Origin of the sequence: Mycolicibacterium sphagni (assembly GCF_002250655.1) — a bacterium.
Classification (GTDB): Bacteria; Actinomycetota; Actinomycetes; order Mycobacteriales; family Mycobacteriaceae; genus Mycobacterium; species Mycobacterium sphagni.
Genome location: NZ_NOZR01000020.1, coordinates 12,599 through 30,725, shown reverse-complemented (window position 1 = coordinate 30,725; position 18,127 = coordinate 12,599). Strand labels below are relative to the sequence as shown.

At 67.9% G+C, this 18,127-nt stretch carries 17 protein-coding genes; 4 read left to right on the top strand and 13 right to left on the bottom strand.

Translation table 11 applies throughout. From position 1 onward, the window contains the following. Nucleotides 1-13: 13 nt before the first annotated feature. Genes rdgB through clpS form a run of 11 tightly spaced genes read right to left on the bottom strand, consistent with a single transcriptional unit; the run spans nt 14 to nt 7,405 of the window. Entirely contained in the window at nt 14-625 is a 612-nt protein-coding gene (rdgB, locus tag CG716_RS20985) for an RdgB/HAM1 family non-canonical purine NTP pyrophosphatase (protein ID WP_094483140.1), read from the bottom strand. Further along, nucleotides 622-1,401 (bottom strand): ribonuclease PH, encoded by a 780-nt coding sequence (gene rph, locus CG716_RS20980; protein ID WP_094483049.1) that lies wholly within the window; start codon nt 1,399-1,401, stop codon nt 622-624. Before rph ends, rdgB begins: the two co-directional genes overlap by 4 nt. A gap of 18 nt (nt 1,402-1,419) precedes the next feature. Further along, nucleotides 1,420-2,193, bottom strand: a complete 774-nt coding sequence (locus CG716_RS20975) for a cyclic nucleotide-degrading phosphodiesterase (protein ID WP_094483048.1) — start codon at nt 2,191-2,193, stop codon at nt 1,420-1,422. Between the two features lie 57 nt (nt 2,194-2,250). Next, a complete protein-coding gene (gene murI, locus CG716_RS20970) occupies nt 2,251-3,072 on the bottom strand; it encodes a glutamate racemase (protein WP_094483047.1) in 822 nt (273 codons plus the stop codon). Continuing rightward, nucleotides 3,069-3,740: a rhomboid family intramembrane serine protease gene (locus tag CG716_RS20965; RefSeq protein WP_094483046.1), complete on the bottom strand. Its 672-nt coding sequence runs from the start codon at nt 3,738-3,740 to the stop codon at nt 3,069-3,071. The genes murI and CG716_RS20965 overlap by 4 nt, the downstream gene beginning before the upstream one ends. Before the next feature lie 19 nt (nt 3,741-3,759). Beyond that, nucleotides 3,760-4,731, bottom strand: a complete 972-nt coding sequence (locus tag CG716_RS20960; RefSeq protein WP_094483045.1) for a PLP-dependent cysteine synthase family protein — start codon at nt 4,729-4,731, stop codon at nt 3,760-3,762. 12 nt (nt 4,732-4,743) lie between these two features. After that, nucleotides 4,744-5,016, bottom strand: coding sequence for a MoaD/ThiS family protein (locus CG716_RS20955; RefSeq protein WP_094483044.1), 273 nt, complete (start codon nt 5,014-5,016; stop codon nt 4,744-4,746). A gap of 20 nt (nt 5,017-5,036) precedes the next feature. Beyond that, nucleotides 5,037-5,450 carry a M67 family metallopeptidase gene (locus CG716_RS20950; protein WP_094483043.1) on the bottom strand — a complete coding sequence of 138 codons (414 nt, stop codon included), beginning with the start codon at nt 5,448-5,450 and terminating at the stop codon, nt 5,037-5,039. Between the two features lie 26 nt (nt 5,451-5,476). Continuing rightward, complete coding sequence (locus CG716_RS20945) at nt 5,477-6,511, bottom strand: P1 family peptidase (protein WP_094483042.1); 1,035 nt, start codon at nt 6,509-6,511, stop codon at nt 5,477-5,479. After that, on the bottom strand, nt 6,508-7,095 hold the full coding sequence (aosR, locus tag CG716_RS20940) for an oxidative stress transcriptional regulator AosR (protein WP_094483041.1): 588 nt from the start codon (nt 7,093-7,095) through the stop codon (nt 6,508-6,510). Before aosR ends, CG716_RS20945 begins: the two co-directional genes overlap by 4 nt. Before the next feature lie 4 nt (nt 7,096-7,099). Beyond that, nucleotides 7,100-7,405: an ATP-dependent Clp protease adapter ClpS gene (gene clpS, locus CG716_RS20935; RefSeq protein WP_094483040.1), complete on the bottom strand. Its 306-nt coding sequence runs from the start codon at nt 7,403-7,405 to the stop codon at nt 7,100-7,102. Between the two features lie 105 nt (nt 7,406-7,510). Between clpS and CG716_RS20930 the strand changes: the two genes are divergently transcribed. The 3 genes from CG716_RS20930 to CG716_RS20920 all read left to right on the top strand — a co-directional run bounded on the left by CG716_RS20930 (nt 7,511) and on the right by CG716_RS20920 (nt 12,314). Continuing rightward, nucleotides 7,511-8,767: a nicotinate phosphoribosyltransferase gene (locus CG716_RS20930; protein WP_234817940.1), complete on the top strand. Its 1,257-nt coding sequence runs from the start codon at nt 7,511-7,513 to the stop codon at nt 8,765-8,767. Nucleotides 8,768-8,787: 20 nt separating this feature from the next. Further along, the gene (locus CG716_RS20925) at nt 8,788-10,785 is read left to right on the top strand and encodes an ATP-dependent DNA helicase (protein ID WP_094483139.1); all 1,998 of its coding nucleotides are present in this window, start codon (nt 8,788-8,790) and stop codon (nt 10,783-10,785) included. 86 nt (nt 10,786-10,871) lie between these two features. Then, entirely contained in the window at nt 10,872-12,314 is a 1,443-nt protein-coding gene (locus tag CG716_RS20920; protein WP_094483138.1) for a neutral zinc metallopeptidase, read from the top strand. Nucleotides 12,315-12,335: 21 nt separating this feature from the next. On the opposite strand, the gene CG716_RS20915 is transcribed toward CG716_RS20920, so the two are convergent. Both CG716_RS20915 and glgP read right to left on the bottom strand, forming a co-directional pair. Then, entirely contained in the window at nt 12,336-13,067 is a 732-nt protein-coding gene (locus CG716_RS20915) for an MspA family porin (RefSeq protein WP_094483038.1), read from the bottom strand. Between the two features lie 121 nt (nt 13,068-13,188). Further along, nucleotides 13,189-15,777, bottom strand: a complete 2,589-nt coding sequence (gene glgP, locus CG716_RS20910) for an alpha-glucan family phosphorylase (protein WP_094483037.1) — start codon at nt 15,775-15,777, stop codon at nt 13,189-13,191. Nucleotides 15,778-16,028: 251 nt separating this feature from the next. Here glgP and CG716_RS20905 point away from each other — a divergent pair, with 251 nt between their 5' ends. Continuing rightward, nucleotides 16,029-18,116, top strand: coding sequence for an alpha-1,4-glucan--maltose-1-phosphate maltosyltransferase (locus tag CG716_RS20905; RefSeq protein ID WP_094483036.1), 2,088 nt, complete (start codon nt 16,029-16,031; stop codon nt 18,114-18,116). Nucleotides 18,117-18,127: the final 11 nt, after the last annotated feature.

The following is an 18,127-nucleotide window of genomic DNA, read 5'->3' as shown; positions in this document are numbered from 1 at the left end:
ACACGGCAGATACTCAGCTGACCAGCGCACGCAGCGCTGGAATCAGCGCGGACAGCGCGCGGCCGCGATGCGAAGCCCGGTCTTTCTCCTCGGGACTGAGCTGCGCCGCGCTGCGGGTCTCCCCGTGCGGGACGAAGAGCGGGTCGTAGCCGAACCCGCCGTCGCCGCGCGGCTCGCGGGCGATCGCGCCGGACCACTCGCCGCGCACGACGGCTCCGTCGGCGTCGCCGGGCCCGTAAACCAGGGCGCAGGCCGACACGAACGACGCCGAACGCCGCTCGTCGGGCACGTCCCGGAGTTGGGCCAGCAGGAGCGCGTTGTTAGCGGCATCGTCACCGTGCACGCCGGCCCAGCGCGCCGACAGCACACCCGGCATCCCGTTGAGCGCGGCGACCGCGAGCCCCGAGTCGTCGGCGACGGTCGGCAGTCCAGTGGCGGCATAACCGTCGCGCGCCTTGGCCACCGCGTTCGCCTCGAAGGTGGCGCCGGTTTCGGGGGCCTCCTCGAACGGCGGCACATCGTCGAGCGACACCAGGGTCAGCCCGGACACGCCTGCGGCGTCGAGAACCCGGCGGAGTTCGGCCAGCTTCTTGGCGTTGCGGCTGGCGACGAGTAACCGAGTCAGGACCCGAAGGCCTTCTTCGAGGGCGCACCTTCCGGGAGCACGCCGGGATAGGGCAGCTCCAACGCTGCGCGCTGCACGGTGAACAGCGTCTCGCAGGCGCCGAGGGCGGCGTCGAGCATCTTGTCCAGCGTCGAGCGCGGGAACGTCGCCCCTTCCCCGGTGCCCTGGACCTCGACCAGCGTCCCGGTGTCGGTGGCGACGACGTTCATATCGACCTCGGCGCGCGAATCTTCTTCGTAGGGAAGGTCGACGCGCACCCGGCCGTCTACGACGCCGACGCTGACCGCCGCGATCGCACACGACAGCGGCCGCGGGTCGGACAGCTTGCCGGCCGCCGCCAGATACGTGACGGCATCGGACAGCGCCACGTAGGCGCCGGTGATCGCGGCGGTGCGGGTGCCGCCGTCGGCCTGCAGCACGTCGCAGTCGATGGCGATGGTGTTCTCGCCGAGTGCGGCCAGATCGATGCAGGCCCGCAGGGAACGCCCGACCAGCCGGCTGATCTCCTGGGTGCGCCCGCCGAGGCGGCCCTTCACCGATTCGCGGTCCGACCGGGTATGGGTGGATCCGGGCAGCATCGCGTACTCGGCGGTGAGCCAGCCCTGCCCCGAGCCCTTGCGCCAGCGCGGCACGCCTTCGGTGACGCTGGCTGTGCACATCACCCGGGTCTCGCCGAAGGCGATCAGGACCGAGCCAGCCGGGTTGGAGGTGAAGCCGCGGGTGATGGTGACCGGCCGCAGCTCGTCGTCGAGCCTGCCGTCTTGTCGTCGGGACACGAATGAACCCTATCGGAGTCAGTGCCGACTGACGTCGATCGTCTCTCCGCATACGACCGCGTGGACCGGGCCGTCGAACTCCGCCTTGGCCTCGCTGATCACGTCCTCGCGTGAGGTCCAGGGCGGGATGTGGGTCAGCAACAGTTCGCCGACGCCGGCGCGCTTGGCGATCCGCCCGGCCTCGGTGCCGGACAGATGTAGGTGCGGCGGGCGGTCCGGCGCGTGGGTCCAGGACGCTTCACACAGGAAAACGTCCGCGCCGCTGGCCAGTTCGACGAGCGACTCGCAAACACCCGTGTCGCCGCTGTAGACCAGGGTGGCGCCCGACGGGTCGGTGATCCGCATGCCGAACGACTCGGTCGGATGCGTCACCAGTCGCGGCAGCACCTGCAGCGCGCCGAACTGCACCGGCTGGTTGTCCTGCCAGTGATGGATTTCGAAGATGTCGGAGAAGTCATCGAGCTCGCCGCCCAGCGGCGAAGACGCCGCGGCCAGCCGGCTCCAGGTGTCACTGGGCCCGTACATGACTCCGCGGCCTTTAGCCGGGCTCGGATGATAGCGACGCCAGACGAACAAGCCGGGCAGATCCAGACAGTGGTCGGCATGCAAATGCGACAGCAGGACGTGGACCTCGTTGGGGTCGGCGTAGCGCTGCAATGCGCCGAGTACCCCGCCGCCGAAATCGAGAACGAGCGGCGGCGTATCGGGTGCCGTCAACAGATAACCGGACGCCGGCGAATCAGGCCCGACAACGCTGCCGGAGCAACCAAGGATGGTGATTCGCACAGCCACTAGCTTGCCATGCCCGATTGCCGCAAGAGGAAAACATGACGGGTTTGGATGTGAGAATCACTTCGCCGCGCCGACGTGACGCTGAACAGGGTGTACACCAGTGATCGCCGGCCCCAGGAAGCGAGACGCCAGGGCTGTGAAAGCCTCCGGATCGCCCGTCGCCTCGAACACCCGCGTCACCGGCGGAGCCTCGTGCGGGCGCAGCAAATCGTTCTCGGTCAGCACTTTCAGCAAGTCTTTGGCGGTCTCCTCGGCGCTGGATACCAGGGTGACCGAATCTCCCATGGCCAGCTGAATCAGACCGGACAACAACGGGTAATGCGTGCAGCCCAGAACCAGGGTGTCGACCTGCGCGCGCTGCAGCGGCTCGAGATAGCCCTCGGCCAGATTGAGCACCTGCCGGCCGCTGGTGACGCCGCGCTCGACGAAGTCGACGAACCGCGGACACGCCACCGCAGTGATGTCGACGTCGCGGGCCGCGGCGAACGCATCTTGGTAGGCACCCGAGGCGACGGTCGCCTGCGTCCCGATCACGCCGATCCGCCCCGTCCGGGTAGTCGCCACGGCGCGTCGCACCGCCGGCAGGATCACCTCGACAACGGGCACGTCGTACCGTTCACGGGCATCGCGCAGGCACGCCGACGACGCGGTGTTACAGGCGATGACGAGGGCCTTCACTCCGCGCTCGACGAGGTCGTCGCCGATGGCGAGGGCATGCGCGCGGACCTCGGGGATGGTCAGCGGGCCGTACGGTCCGTTGCCGGTGTCACCGACGTAGATGACGTCCTCGTCGGGCAGCTGGTCGATGATCGACCGGGCCACCGTGAGCCCGCCCACGCCGGAGTCGAAGATGCCGACCGGCGCGAAACGGTCGCTCATGAGGTGAGGCCGGGAAGTTGGCCGGTCTTCTTGCGTTCCCTGGCTTTGCGTTCCGGGCCGGACAGCCAATAGGCCGCCAGTACCCCGGCGATCCCCCCACACAGGTGCCCCTGCCAGGACACACCGCCACAGCGGTTCAGCTCGGGCACCGCCCCCCACAGAACACCGCCGTAGACGAGCAGCACGACGAGGCCGGTCACGATCTGCCAGACGTGCCGGGTGAAGAAGCCGAACACCAGCAGGAAGGTCAGCCAGCCGAAGATCAGCCCGGAGGCCCCGATGTGGTTGGTCGGCAGCGGGCAGCCGCCGACATCCCCGATCAGCCAGGTGCCGAAGCCGCCGACGATCCAGATGATCGCGGTGGCCCAGACGAACCGCGCCATGCCGGTCAACGTCACCAGGAAGCCGAGCACCAGGGCCGGCAGCGTGTTGGCGGCCAGGTGCTGCCAGCTGGCATGCAGCAGCGGCGCGAAGATGATGCCCCACAGGCCGTCGGATTCCAACGGCCGGATGCCGTTGCGATCCAGCGAGTGACCGGACAGCTGGTCGATGAGCTCGATGAGGTAGAGCAGAGCGACGAACGACAAGATGGTGGCGCCGCCGACCTTCCAGGCCGCGGGCTTCTTGGGCTGCGGCGGGGTCGGTGAGTAGCCCAACGGCTGGTTCATCCGTCCTCCGCGTTCGCTGTCACGCCCAGAGCTGGCCTTCCAAAGCCTCCTCGGCTTCGTCCAGGCTACCGGCGTAGGCGCCGGTCGACAGATACTTCCACCCCGCGTCACACACCGTGAACGCGACGTCAGCGCGCTGACCGGCCTTCACCGCCTTCGCCGCGACCCCGAGTGCGGCGTGCAGGATCGCCCCGGTCGAGATGCCCGCGAAGATGCCCTCGACCTGGATGAGCTCCCGGGTGCGCCGCAGTGCATCGATCGAGCCGACCGAGAACCGGCTGGTCAGTACCTCGGGGTCGTAGAGCTCAGGAATGAAGCCCTCGTCGATATTGCGCAGGGCGTAGACACCCTCGCCGTAGCGCGGCTCGGCGGCGACGATCGCGATGCCGGGGACGTGCTCGCGCAGGAACCGGCCGGTTCCCATCAGCGTGCCGGTGGTACCGAGTCCGCCGACGAAATGCGTGATCTCGGGTAGGTCTTTGAGCAGCTCCGGCCCGGTGCCGTAGTAGTGGGCGGCGGCGTTGGCCGGATTGCCGTACTGGTAGAGCATCACCCAATCGGGGTGTTCGGCGGCCAGCTCCTTGGCCCGGGCGACCGCGGTGTTGGAGCCACCCTCGGCGGGTGAGTAGATGATCTGGGCGCCGTACAACTCGAGGATCTGCCTGCGCTCGACGGACGTGTTCTCCGGCATCACGCAGATCAGCCGGTAGCCCTTCACCAGTGCGGCCATCGCCAGCGAGATGCCGGTGTTGCCGCTCGTAGGTTCGAGGATCGTTGTCCCCGGCGTGAGCAGGCCGTCGCGCTCGGCCTGCTCGATCATCCGCAGCGCAGGGCGATCTTTGATGGATCCGGTGGGATTGCGGTCCTCGAGTTTGGCCCACAGCCGCACGTGTGGACCGTCGTCGGTGTCGTCCCAGCGCGGCGACAGCCGCGGCAACCCGACCAGCGGGGTGTCGCCGACCGCCTGGATCAACGAGCCGTAGCGAGTCAATGCGCGTCCAGCTCAGCCGCCGGCCACGGCGGGCAGGATCGTGACCGAGTCGCCATCACCGATCTCGGTGGCCAGGCCGCCGGAGAAGCGGACGTCCTCGTCGTTGACGTAGATGTTGACGAACCGGTTCAGCTTTCCGTTGTCCACCAACCGCTCTGAGATCCCGGAGTAGTTGGCCTCCAGGTCGGCGATCACGGCCTCTAGTGTCGCGCCGTCGGCGGTCACGCGCTTTTCGCCGCCGGTGTGGCTGCGCAGGATGGTCGGAATCGACACCTCAACAGACATGGGTGGCTCCTTCTTCTGCTCTAGTACTGCTCAACGATGGTGACAGGTTCTTCGGTGACCACACCCTCGAGAATCCGATAGCTCCGCAGTTCGTGCTCGGCGGGATCCCGGGTCGACACCACGACGTAGTGCGCATCGGGCTCGGAGGCATACGAGATGTCGGTGCGGCTGGGGTAGGCCTCGGTCGCGGTGTGCGAGTGGTAGATGACGACCGGAGCCTCGCCCAGATCTTCCAGGGCCCGCCACACCTTGAGGTGCTCGCCGGAATCGAACCGGTAGAACGTCGGCGAGCGCTCGGCGTTGATCATCGCGATATGCCGCTCGGGACGGTCGGATCCCTCCGGCCCGGCCAGCACACCGCACGCTTCGTCGGGGTGGTCGGCACGGGCGTGGGCGACCATGGCGTCGACCAAGTCGGCACGGATCACCAACACGGCGGGGAGTCCTCCTGTGGTCGAGCTCAGTGGGCCGATGCGTCGAATGCACCGGGCAACATGTCGCGGTAGGTCGGTATTCCGGCCGCCGACTCGGCGGCCAGCACGGCGACCACCACCGCACGCGCCAAACAGTCTGCTCCGGCCGCGCCGAGCTTCGCGAGCGGCTTGGTCTCCGGCAGCATCTGCGCCGGGGTGTCCGGCGCCGGTTCGAGCTCGATGGCGCCGGTGGCCAACGCGAAGACCGTGTCGCCGTCCAGCGGGGTGTGCGCCGGCCGGATGGTGTGCGCCAAACCGTCCTGGGCGGCCACCGCGAAACGCCGGCAAGCGGCCGGCGAGAGCGCGGCGTCGGTCGCGACCACCGCGATCGTGGTGTTCAGCGGGCCGGATTCGGCGTCCAGGGCGGTGAGCGCGGCGATCTGCTCAGCGGGCGGATTGACCAGCCCGAATTCGTTGATCAGATGGTTCATCCATGGCAGCCCGGTGGCCGGGTCGACGACGTTTCCGGCGCTGTTGACGATGACGATCGCCCCGACGGTTATCCCGGAGTCAAGCGTCATCGACGCGGTGCCGACACCACCCTTGAGCACGGCGGCGCGCGCACCGATGCCTGCGCCGACGGTGCCGACCGCCACGTCGACACCCGCGGACTGAGCCGCCACGTAGCCGAATTCGGCGGTCGGCCTGCACCCCCAGCCGCCGACCGGAAGGTCAAAAATCACCGCGGCCGGAACTATCGGGACAACACCGCCCTCCATCGCCACGCCGCGGCCCTGTTGCTCGAGCCACGTCATGACGCCGTCGGCGGCGGCCAGCCCGTACGCACTGCCCCCGGTCAGCACCACCGCATCGACGTGCCGGACGCTGTTGGACGGGTCGAGCAGGTCGGTTTCACGACTGCCGGGCGCACCGCCGCGAACGTCGACCGCTCCCACCGTTCCCGGCGGCGCGACGATCACGGTGGTGCCGCACGCCCAGCCCGAGCCGAGGGTCGCATCGGCGTCGAGGCGCCCGTGATGACCGACCAGGATGCCCGCGACATCGGTGATCGAACCCGTCATCGGATGGGCTTGCCCATCAGCCCGAGCACCAGATACTCCTGCAGCACCGTCAGCCACTGGTACACATCGAGGTGCCCGGCCAGCGGGTGGTCGACAGGCAGCCGGTCGGGACCCTCCGGTCCGATCTCGAGCATGGCGCCCAGGGCCAGCCGAACGTCATTGATCGCAGAGATCCAGGCGTTGGCGTCGTCCTCGGTGATTTCGAACCGGCCGCCACCGTCGGGCACCGTGTCCAGAACACGCTGTGCCGCAGCCTTTTTAGCGTCGATAATGGTGGGCTCGTGCAGGCTGCGCAGGGCGCCGTTGAGACTTTCGGCGGCGGCCGAGCCGGCTGGGTGTTCACGCTGCGGTTTGAAGAAGTCGGGCAGCAGCCGGCGCATCGTGGTGTCCTCGGGCGGCTGCGGGTTCCCGGCGCGGATACCGGTGATCTGCTCCAGCGGATCCGACGGTGTCGAGGCTTCCCGCTCGTCGAGCATGTCCTGCACCGAGGAAACCATGTTCTTCAGCAAGGCCGCTTCGTGCGGGGCCAACGCCGAACGGAACCGAGGCCCCTCAGCGGTGTCGACCCGCTTCCATTTCCGCACGCGCTCAGCGGTCCTGCTGCATGGTCGCCCACAAACCGGCGGCATGCAGTTTGGACACGTCTACCTCCATGGACTCCCGGCTACCTGCCGATACCACCGCCTTGCCCTCCTGATGAACCTGCAGCATGAGCTTGGTTGCGTGCGGTTCGCTGTAGCCGAAGAGCTTCTGGAACACGTAGGTCACGTAGTTCATCAGATTGACGGGGTCGTCCCAGACGATCGTGACCCAGGGGTTGTCCAGAGCACCGAGTGAATCAGTGCGTTCCTGTCCGCTGGCGTCCGGTCGGGTCGGAGCTGCTTGCGAGCCCATGGGGACAAGGATAGCGAGCCGGTCCTTTGGCTATCCAGCCCGTGGGGCGGCCGATACGGTTGCGCTGTGACCGCCGCCCTGCTGACGGACAAATACGAGCTGACGATGCTGGCCGCCGCGCTGCGCGACGGCTCGGCCGAACGCACGACCACCTTCGAGGCGTTTGCCCGTCGACTGCCCGACGGCCGCCGCTACGGCGTGGTGGCCGGAACGGGCCGATTCCTGGAAGCCTTGGGCGAGTTCGTCTTCGACGACGAGGCGCTGGAATCGCTGGCGTCGTTCCTCGACGCCGCCACGCTGGACTACCTTCGCGACTTCCGTTTCACCGGCGATATCGACGGCTACGCCGAAGGCGAGCTGTACTTCCCCGGCTCCCCCGTTTTGTCGGTTACCGGCACATTCGCCGAATGTGTATTGCTGGAGACGCTGGCACTGTCGATCTTCAATCACGACACCGCGATCGCTTCGGCTGCTGCCCGGATGGTCAGCGCGGCTGCCGGCCGGACACTGATCGAGATGGGTTCGCGGCGCACCCACGAACAAGCGGCGGTGTCGGCGGCCCGCGCGGCCTACATCGCCGGTTTCACCGGGACGTCGAACCTCGAAGCCAACCGTCGCTACGGCATACCCGCGATGGGGACCAGCGCGCACGCGTTCACGATGGTGCACGCAGGCGCCGACGGGCCGGACGAGAAGGCGGCGTTCCGCGCCCAGGTCGACGCGCTGGGCGTCGGGACGACGCTGCTGGTGGACACTTACGACGTGACGACCGGCGTGGCCAACGCGATCGCCGTCGCCGGGACCGAACTCGGCGCGGTCCGCATCGACTCCGGCGACCTCGGCGTGCTCGCTCGACGGGTTCGGGCTCAGCTCGACGAGCTGGGCGCGACCGGCACCCAGATCGTCGTATCGGGCGATCTCGACGAGTTCTCGATCGCGGCGCTACGGGCCGATCCCGTCAACACCTACGGCGTCGGCACATCGGTGGCGACCGGCTCGGGCGCCCCAACCGCCAGCATGGTCTACAAGCTGGTCGAGGTCGATGGCATACCGGTGGAAAAGCGCAGCAGCCGCAAGGAATCCCACGGCGGCCGTAAAGCCGCGCTGCGGCTGTCCCGCGCGACGGGCATCGTCACCGAGGAGGTGATCTATCCGGTGACCGCACGCCCCGAGGTGACCGAACCCGCCCGGCCGCTGACCGTGCCGCTGATGCGCGCCGGGCAACCGGTCGCCGGACCCGACCTGGCCGCAGCCCGCGCCTTGGTGGCCGACGGTCTGCGCAGCCTGCCGTGGGAGGGCTTGGCGCTGTCGCAGGGCGAACCGGCGATCCCGACCCGGCAGGTGGCGGTGCGACCGCGGTGAGCTCAGACGAATTGCCGCCGGTGACCGACTTGCTGGCGACGGCGGTGGCCGCTTTGGGCGGCGCGGAACGGCCGGGTCAGGTGCAGATGGCCGAGGCGGTGGCCCGTGCGTTCGAGGGCGGCGAACATCTGGCCGTGCAGGCCGGCACCGGCACCGGCAAGTCGCTGGCCTACCTCATCCCGGCGATCGCCCGGGCGGTCGCCGAGGAAACCCCCGTCGTGGTGTCCACCGCGACGATCGCCCTGCAACGCCAACTCGTCGACCGCGACCTCCCGCGGCTGGTCGACGCCCTGGCCGCCGTGCTGCCCCGGCGGCCCAAGTTTGCCCTGCTAAAAGGGCGCCGAAACTATCTGTGCTTGAACAAGATTCACAACGGCGGCGGCGAGGAGAACGCCGAGGCTCCGCAGGAGGAGTTGTTCGAGCCGGTCGCGGCCACCGCGCTGGGACGCGACGTCGCCCGGTTGACGGCGTGGGCGTCGTCCACCGAGACCGGCGACCGTGACGAGCTGACCCCGGGTGTGCCAGACCGGTCGTGGTCACAGGTCAGCGTGTCAGCGCGAGAATGCCTCGGCATGGCGCGCTGCCCGTACGGCACCGACTGCTTCTCGGAGCGCGCGCGCGGCGAAGCCGGCCGCGCGGAGATCATCGTCACCAACCACGCGCTGCTGGCCATCGACGCCATCGCCGACGCGTCCGTGCTGCCTGAGCACCAGTACCTCGTCGTCGACGAGGCCCACGAACTCGTGGACCGGGTGACGTCGGTGGCCACCGGCGAGCTGACGCCAACCCCGCTCGGTGTGGCCACCCGGCGGATCGCCCGGCTGGTCAGCCCCCAGCTGGCCCAACGGATGGAAGCGGCGGTGGCGACGTTCTCCTCCGCGATCCACGACGCACAGCCCGGCCGGCTGGATTACCTCGACGACGAGCTGGCCACGTATCTGACCGCGCTGCGGGATGCGGCCACCGCTGCCCGCGGCGACATCGATCCGTCGCCGAAGGACCCCAAGGCCGCCGCGGCACGCAGCGAGGCGATCGCCGCGCTGACCGAGATCGGCGATACGGCGTCGCGGGCGTTGGACTCGTTCGTGCCGGCCATCCCGGACCGCACGGAAGTGGTGTGGCTAGACCACGAGGACGGATCGGCGGGCAGGAGCGGAGCGAACCGGGGGCCGAGTGCAGGCACGATTCGTCCAGTCCTCAGGGTGGCGCCGCTGTCGGTGGCCGGGCTGCTGCGAACCCGGCTGTTCGACAGCGCGACAACAGTTTTGACATCAGCGACCCTGACCGTGGGCGGATCGTTCGACGCGATGGCGGGCGCGTGGGGGCTCGGCGACGGCCCTAAGTGGAAAGGCCTCGACGTCGGCTCCCCCTTCGAGCACGCCAAGGCCGGCATTCTCTACGTCGCCGCACACCTGCCGCCGCCGGGCCGGGACAGCGCCGGCAACCCGGAACAACTCGACGAGATCGCCGCCCTGATCGAGGCGGCCGGCGGCCGCACCCTCGGGTTGTTCTCGTCGATGCGCGCCGCCAAGGCGGCTGCCGAGGCATTGCGCGCACGGATCGACACCCCGATCCTCTGTCAGGGCGACGACGGCACCGCGGCACTGGTCGAACGTTTCGCTGCCGACCCCGAGACGTCGCTGTTCGGCACCCTGTCGCTGTGGCAGGGCGTCGACGTGCCGGGCCCGTCGCTGTCGCTGGTGCTCATCGATCGCATCCCGTTCCCCCGCCCCGACGACCCGCTGCTGACCGCGCGACAGCGGGCGGTCGCGGCCCGCGGCGGCAACGGGTTCATGACGGTCGCTGCCGCCCACGCCGCGCTGCTGCTGGCCCAGGGAGCCGGGCGGCTGCTGCGCCGCGCGGATGACCGCGGCGTCGTCGCCGTGCTGGACTCGCGAATGGCCACCGCACGTTACGGCAGCTATCTCCGTGCGTCGCTACCTCCGTTCTGGGCGACCACCGACCCCGCACGCGTCAAACAAGCACTTCAGCGGCTACGCGGCACCGTGGATCCGTGAGTTATCCCGGGTCCGGCCGGTACCACGGCGCTATCGTGACAAGTTCGCACGCACGCCGGCCTGACGCCTCGGAGAGGGTGGCCCTCATGCACCGACGACACCTCGCACGCCTGCTCGCCATCGCGGGCAGCGCCGTGGTGCTGGCCGGCTGCGGCACCACCATCTCCGGCAAGGCCGTGTCCGTGTTCGACGACCCGTTCAAGGTCGCCGGCCTGCAAGCGGTGGACGGAGCCAGCGGCCTGCGGTCGGATGCCGAGAAGCCCACCCGCACAGTCTCCGACTCCAACGGCGGCAAAGATGACGAGATTGCCGTGCAGTCGGTGAGCGATCTCGAGGAGTTCTGGAAAGCCAATTACAGCGGCACCTTCGACGGTGAGTTCAAGCCCGTCAAGGACCTGATCTCCTGGGACTCCAACGCCTATGACGGCACCTTCTGCGATGACTCGACTTCCGGACTGATCAACGCCGCGTTCTGCCAGGACGACAACACCATCGGCTGGGATCGCGGCGTCCTGCTGCCAGCATTGCGAGAAGCCAACGGCGACATGGCAATCACGATGGTCCTGGCGCACGAATACGGGCATGCGATCCAGAAGATGGCCAAGCTCAACAAGAAGGGCACCCCCACGCTGGTGGCCGAGCAGCAGGCCGACTGTTTCGCCGGCGTCTACCTGCGCTGGGTAGCCGCGGGGAACTCGAAGCGATTCACTCTGAGCACCGGTGACGGGCTGAACAACCTTCTGGCCGCGATGATCTCGTTCCGGGATCCGCTATTGAGCCAGGACGACTACTCCGGCACCGGGGACGAACACGGGTCGGCCTTCGAACGGATCTCGGCCTTCCAGTTCGGGTTCACCGACGGTCCGTCGTCCTGCGCTGCCATCGACGCCCAGGAGATCGGTCAGCGCCGCGGCAATCTTCCCATCGAACTTCAGCAGGACCAGACCGGCGAGTTGCCGGTCAGCGAGGAGTCCGTCCGTTCGATCATCGAGGCGATGAATATCCTCTTCTCGCCGAAGAATCCGCCGACACTGAGCTTCGATGCCGCGTCGGCGGCGAAGTGCCCCGACGCCCGCCCCAGCGCGCCGGTGTCCTACTGCCCGGCCAGCGATACCATCGCCGTCGACCTGCCCGGGTTGCAGAAGATGGGCGCCTCGACCGAGGGGCAGGACACCGTGCTGGTGACCGGAGACAACACCGCCTACTCCGTGTTGGTGTCGCGCTACATGCTGGCCGTGCAACACGAACGCGGAGGCCTGGTGCTCGACAACGCCGAAGCCGGTTTGCGCACCGCATGCCTGACCGGGGTGGCCACCACCAAACTGTCCAAGGAAGTCACCACATCCGACGGCAACACCGTCGCACTCACCGCGGGCGATATCGACGAGGCAGTGTCAGGTCTGCTGACCAACGGCCTTGTGGCCAGCGACGTGAACGGTGAGTCGGTGCCTGCCGGCTTCAACCGTATCGACGCGTTCCGCATTGGCGTGCTCGGCGATCAGGACCGCTGTATCAAGCGCTTCCCGTAGCGCTCGCCGGTCTCAGCGCGGCTAGATCTTTTTCGTCACTCCGTACCAGGACAGGATCGCGTCGCCTTCGTCGGTGGACTTGGACAGCGTCGCGTAGGAGCGGATGAACGACTCCCCCACGCAGCCGTCGATCTTGACGTGGAAGTTGCTGATCGACACCCACGGGGCGTCGCCCTTGTACTCCTTTTTCGTCACCGGAACGGTATTGATGATGCCCGGCTTCAGACCGACGGTGATACCGCCGCCGATGTTGCCGCCGATGCCGGGAAGCAGACCCTCGGCGGCATTGTTCGGGAAGTCCAGGCCGATGATGCCCAGCGATGCGTTGACACCCATGGTGCCCGCCAGCGCGACACCGTTAGACGTGCTCATGTCGATGCCGCAGCCGATCTGGTAGCCGACCTCGAACACACCCTTGGGCGAGCCACTGGGTCCGTCGAGCTTGCCGTTAAAGATGCCGCCGACGGTGTATTCGCGGGAGGAGATCGCGGTGGTCAACGGGGCGATCGGCATCTGCACCTCGTCCTTGGCCGAGATGGTCAACGTCCAGCCGTCAGGTGACTTGGTCGTGGCCGGCGGCGTGGACGCCACCCTCCCGTCGTCGACCGGCGGGTCAGGGTCCACGACAGCGGGGTCGGCGGCGACGGGCTGAGCCAGATCGGGGCCGCCGGGATCGGGGGCGGCCGACGCCGGCACCGGCACCGCCAACAAGGTGCCTACCAGCGCTATCAGCGCCGCACGACGAACAACCACTGGCCCCGAACGCCTTCCCGGCCGCCGATCAGCCGCCCCGATGCGGCACGTGCTCGACGCTCCTTTTGGGAACCTACAGGTGGCTCCCATGCCCTGCTAACCGGTTTCGGAAGCCCCGGCGTTACGCCAGCGTCACCAGCCCGAGTTCGTTGTCCCCGGCGAGCAGCGGGTGATGCGGCAGCACCCGTACCGTGTAGCCGACGGATCCGGCCACCGGCAACGGGGTCGTGGTCGTGAAGAGTTCGATGCCGCCGGCGCCGGAGCCGGTATGTGCCATGGCGACGGTGAGCGGGTCCTGCAGGGCATCGGCGGCATCGACACGACCCAGCACCGCCTGCACCACCACCTCGTCGGGTTGCAACCCGGCCAGCTGCACAGCCGCGGTCAATGTGAGCTCCGATCCCAGCAGCGGGGTGTCCGGCAGGCCGGTGCTGTCCACGTCAGTGATCTGGATGTTCGGCCAAGCCTCCTTGGCGCGCAGCCGGTAGGAGGCCAAGTCGCGGGCGGCACCGAAAGGCAGCCCGTCCAGGGGTGCGCTGGTCCTGCAGAACGACTGGGCCGCGGGCGCGTAGTACTTCTCGGTGTATTCGCGGACCATTCGCGATGCCAGCACCTTCGGGCCGAGTACCTCCAGCGTATGCCGGACCATCTCCACCCACCGGTTCGGTACACCGTTGTCGTCGCGGTCGTAGAACCGTGTCGTAACCGAGTTCTCGAGCAGGTCGTAGAGGGCCGCCGCCTCTAGATCATCGCGGCGCCCCTCGTCGGCCAGCCCGTCGGCTGTCGGTATCTCCCAACCATTTTCGCCGTCGTACCACTCGTCCCACCAGCCGTCGCGGATGGAGAGATTGAGTCCGCCGTTCAGCGCGCTCTTCATACCCGAGGTGCCGCAGGCCTCGAGCGGGCGCAACGGATTGTTCAGCCACACGTCACAACCCCAGTACAGCTGGTGCGCCATGGACATGTCGTAGTCGGGCAGAAAAGCGATGCGGTGCCGCACTTCTGGCCGATCGGCGAATTTGACGACCTGCTGGATGAGGGCCTTTCCGGCGTCGTCGGCGGGATGGGATTTGCCGGCCACGATCAGCTGCAGCGGCTTGTCCTCGTCGAGCAGCAGCGCCTCGAGCCGTGCCGGATCCTGCAGCATCAGCGTGAGGCGCTTATAGGTGGGTACCCGCCGGGCGAAGCCGATGGTCAGCACTTCCGGGTCGAAAGCCGTTGCGATCCAGCCGAGTTCAGCCTCCGATGCACCGCGCTCCAACCATGACCGGCGCAGCCGCAGGCGAACATCCTCGACCAGCGATGCGCGCAGCTGCGAGCGGATCCACCAGATGTGGCCGGTATCGACCTGCTGCAGCTTCTGCCAGACGCTGGGCTCCCGCAACGCCTCGGTGGAGCCGGCCAGTTCGCGGCCGAGCTGAAGCCATTGCGGCGCCGCCCAGGTGGGTCCATGCACACCGTTGGTGATCGAGCCGATCGGTACCTCGGACGGGTCGAAGCCGGGCCACAGCTCGTCGAACATCGTCCGGCTGACTCGGCCGTGCAGCAATGACACCCCGTTGGCGCGCTGGGCAAGCCGCAACCCCATGTGCGCCATGTTGAACTTCGAGGGATCGTCCTCGGCGCCGAATGCCAGCACGCGTCCGACCGGAACCCCGGGCAGCAGCCCGGTCTTGCCCTCGTCGCCGAAATAGCGCTGCACCATGTCAAGAGGGAACCGGTCGATACCGGCCGGCACCGGGGTGTGCGTGGTGAACACCGTGGCCGCCCGGACCAGGGTCAGCGCGGTGTCGAAGTCGAGGTTCTGCTCGGACATGTACTCACGGATCCGCTCCACGCCCAGGAAGCCGGCATGCCCTTCGTTCATGTGGAACACATCCGGGGCGGGCCGGCCTTCGATCGCGGTGAACGCGCGGATCGCCCGCACCCCGCCGATTCCGGCCAGCAGCTCCTGCTTGATGCGATGTTCCTGGTCGCCGCCGTACAGCCGGTCGGTGACGTTGCGCAGGTCATGCTCGTTCTCGGGGATGTCGGAGTCCAACAACAGCAGCGGTATCCGGCCGACCTGGGCCACCCATACCCTGGCCCGCAGCACCTTGGCGTCGGGCATCGCCAGCGCCACCAGTACCGGCGCCCCGGCAGCATCGGTGAGCAGCCGCAGCGGAAGACCCTGCGGGTCCAGCGACGGGTAGTTCTCGTGTTGCCAGCCGTCGGCGGTCAGTGACTGCCGGAAGTACCCGGACCGGTAGTACAGGCCGACGGCGATCAGCGGCAGGCCCAGATCCGAGGCGGACTTCAGGTGGTCGCCGGCCAGGATGCCCAGACCGCCCGAATAGTTGGGCAGCACCTCGGCGACGCCGAACTCCATCGAGAAGTAGGCGATGCCGGTCGGCTCGGGATCGGGCAGCGGAGCCGCGGACTGAAACCACATCGGCCGACTGAGGTAGTCGTCCAAATCGGCGGCGAGCTGATCGAGGTCGCCAAGGAACTGCCCGTCGGTGGCCAACTCGTCGAGGCGTGCCGGGGTGACCGCACCCAGCAGGGCCACCGGATCCTGACCGGTCTGCAGCCATAGCGGCCGATCGATCGAGGCGAACAGGTCCTGCGTGGGTTTGTCCCACGACCAACGCAGATTGGTGGACAGCCGGCCGAGCGCTGAGAGCCGATCGGGCAGATGGGCGCGGACCGTGAACCTGCGGAGGGCCTTCACGTGTTCCCACCTTACTGAGGTCGGGCGGTGCCGAAAGGAGACCGAGCGCCTTCTTCCGCGAGCATTCATTCGGACTACTACGGTGTGAATAGCGCGCGATGCGGTTACCCCGAGGGGCAAGGAGTCTCACGACCGGTGCAGAAGCGAGAGTGACTGCACTCCCAAGACAACGAAGACCGACAACAACGAGAAGACCGACGGAGCCGGCGCTGGGCAGACCACGCCGCACAAGTCAGGAATGGAGTGGTTGGGTGCCCGGTCGTATCGAGATCGATGACGTCGCGCCCGTCGTGTCCTGCGGTACCTACCCGGCCAAAGCGGTCGTCGGCGAAGTTGTGCCGATTTCCGGGTCGGTGTGGCGAGAAGGTCACGACGCCGTCGCGGCGACATTGGTGGTGCGCTACCTCGGAACGTCCTACCCCCAACTAGGGGCAAGCCCGACCCGCCGGGTCAAGGCCCTGGAAGGCGGCGATCTGGCCGACGCGGCGCCCGCCGCCAGCCGGGTCAAGCCGCAGCTGTACGCGATGGCGACCGGCCGCACGCCAGATCTGTTCCACGGCCAGTTCGTGCCCGATCGGGTGGGGCTGTGGACATTTCGGATCGACGGGTGGGGCGACCCGATCACCACGTGGCGGCACGCCGTCACGGCGAAACTGAACGCCGGCCAGGGAGAGTCAGAACTCGACAACGATCTGCTGGTCGGTGCCCGGCTGCTGGCGCGGGCGGCCACCGGGGTGCCGCGTGATCGGCGCGCACCGCTTCTGGACGCCGCGGCCGCGCTGCGCGAGCCCGGCGACCCGTTGACCCGCGCCGCATTGGCGCTCTCACATGAGATCACCGGCGTGCTGGCCCAATACCCGCTACGCGAGCTGGTCACCCGGGGCGGCACCTACGGGATCTGGGTGGACCGGCCGCTGGCGCGCTGTAGCGCCTGGTACGAGCTGTTCCCCCGATCCACCGGCGGCCGGGACGAGAATGGCGAGCCGGTGCACGGGACATTCGCGACGGCTGCGGCTGCCCTGCCCCGGGTGGCGGGAATGGGCTTCAACGTCGTCTACCTGCCACCCATTCATCCGATCGGCAAGGTGCACCGCAAGGGGCGCAACAACAGTGTGACCGCCGAGGCCGGTGACGTGGGGTCGCCGTGGGCGATCGGCAGCGACGAGGGTGGGCACGACGCGGTTCACCCCGAACTCGGAACGATCGATGACTTCGACCGGTTCGTGGCCGCCGCACGCGACAACGGCCTCGAGGTGGCGCTGGACCTCGCCTTGCAATGCGCCCCGGATCACCCGTGGGCCAAGAACCACAGGCAGTGGTTCACCGAACTGCCCGACGGCAGCATCGCCTACGCGGAGAACCCGCCGAAGAAATATCAGGACATCTACCCGCTGAACTTCGACAACGATCCCGCTGGCCTCTACGACGAGGTGCTGCGCGTCGTGCGGCACTGGATGGACCACGGGATCAAGGTCTTTCGGGTCGACAACCCCCACACCAAACCCCCGAACTTCTGGGCGTGGCTGATCAGCCAGGTCAAGTCCATCGATCCCGACGTGCTGTTCCTGGCGGAGGCGTTCACCCGGCCGGCCCGGCTGAACGGCCTGGCGAAACTCGGCTTCACCCAGTCGTATTCGTACTTCACCTGGCGCACCGCCAAGTGGGAGATCGAAGAGTTCGGCCGCCAGATCGCCGAGCACGCCGACTACACGCGGCCCAACCTGTTCGTCAACACCCCGGACATCCTGCATGAAAGCCTTCAGCAGGGCGGCCCGGGCATGTTCGCGATCCGGGCCGTGCTGGCCTCGACGATGGGGACGTCGTGGGGGGTGTATTCGGGTTTCGAATTGTTCGAGCACCTGCCGGTGCGGGAGGGCAGCGAGGAATACCTGAACTCCGAGAAGTACGAGCTGCGACCGCGTGACTTCGAGGCCGCACTGGCAGAGGGCCGCTCGTTAGAGCCATTCCTGCAGCGCCTCAACGAGATCCGCCGCGTCCACCCGGCGCTGTGCCAGATGCGCACCATTACGTTCCACCACATTGACAACGATGCACTACTGGCCTACAGCAAGTTCGATCCGGTATCCGGGGACACCGTGCTGGTGGTGGTGACGCTCAACGCCTTCGGCGCCGAGGAAGGCATGCTGTGGCTGGATATGGGCGCATTGGGTATGCACCCCTATGACCGATTCTGGGTCCGGGACGAAATCACCGGAGAGGAATATCAGTGGGGGCAGTCGAACTATGTGCGCCTGGAGCCGTCCCGGGCCGTCGCACACATCCTGAACATGCCGTTGGTACCGCAGGAGCAGAGAGCAGCTCTGCTACGGCGGGAATGACGGGAACGACG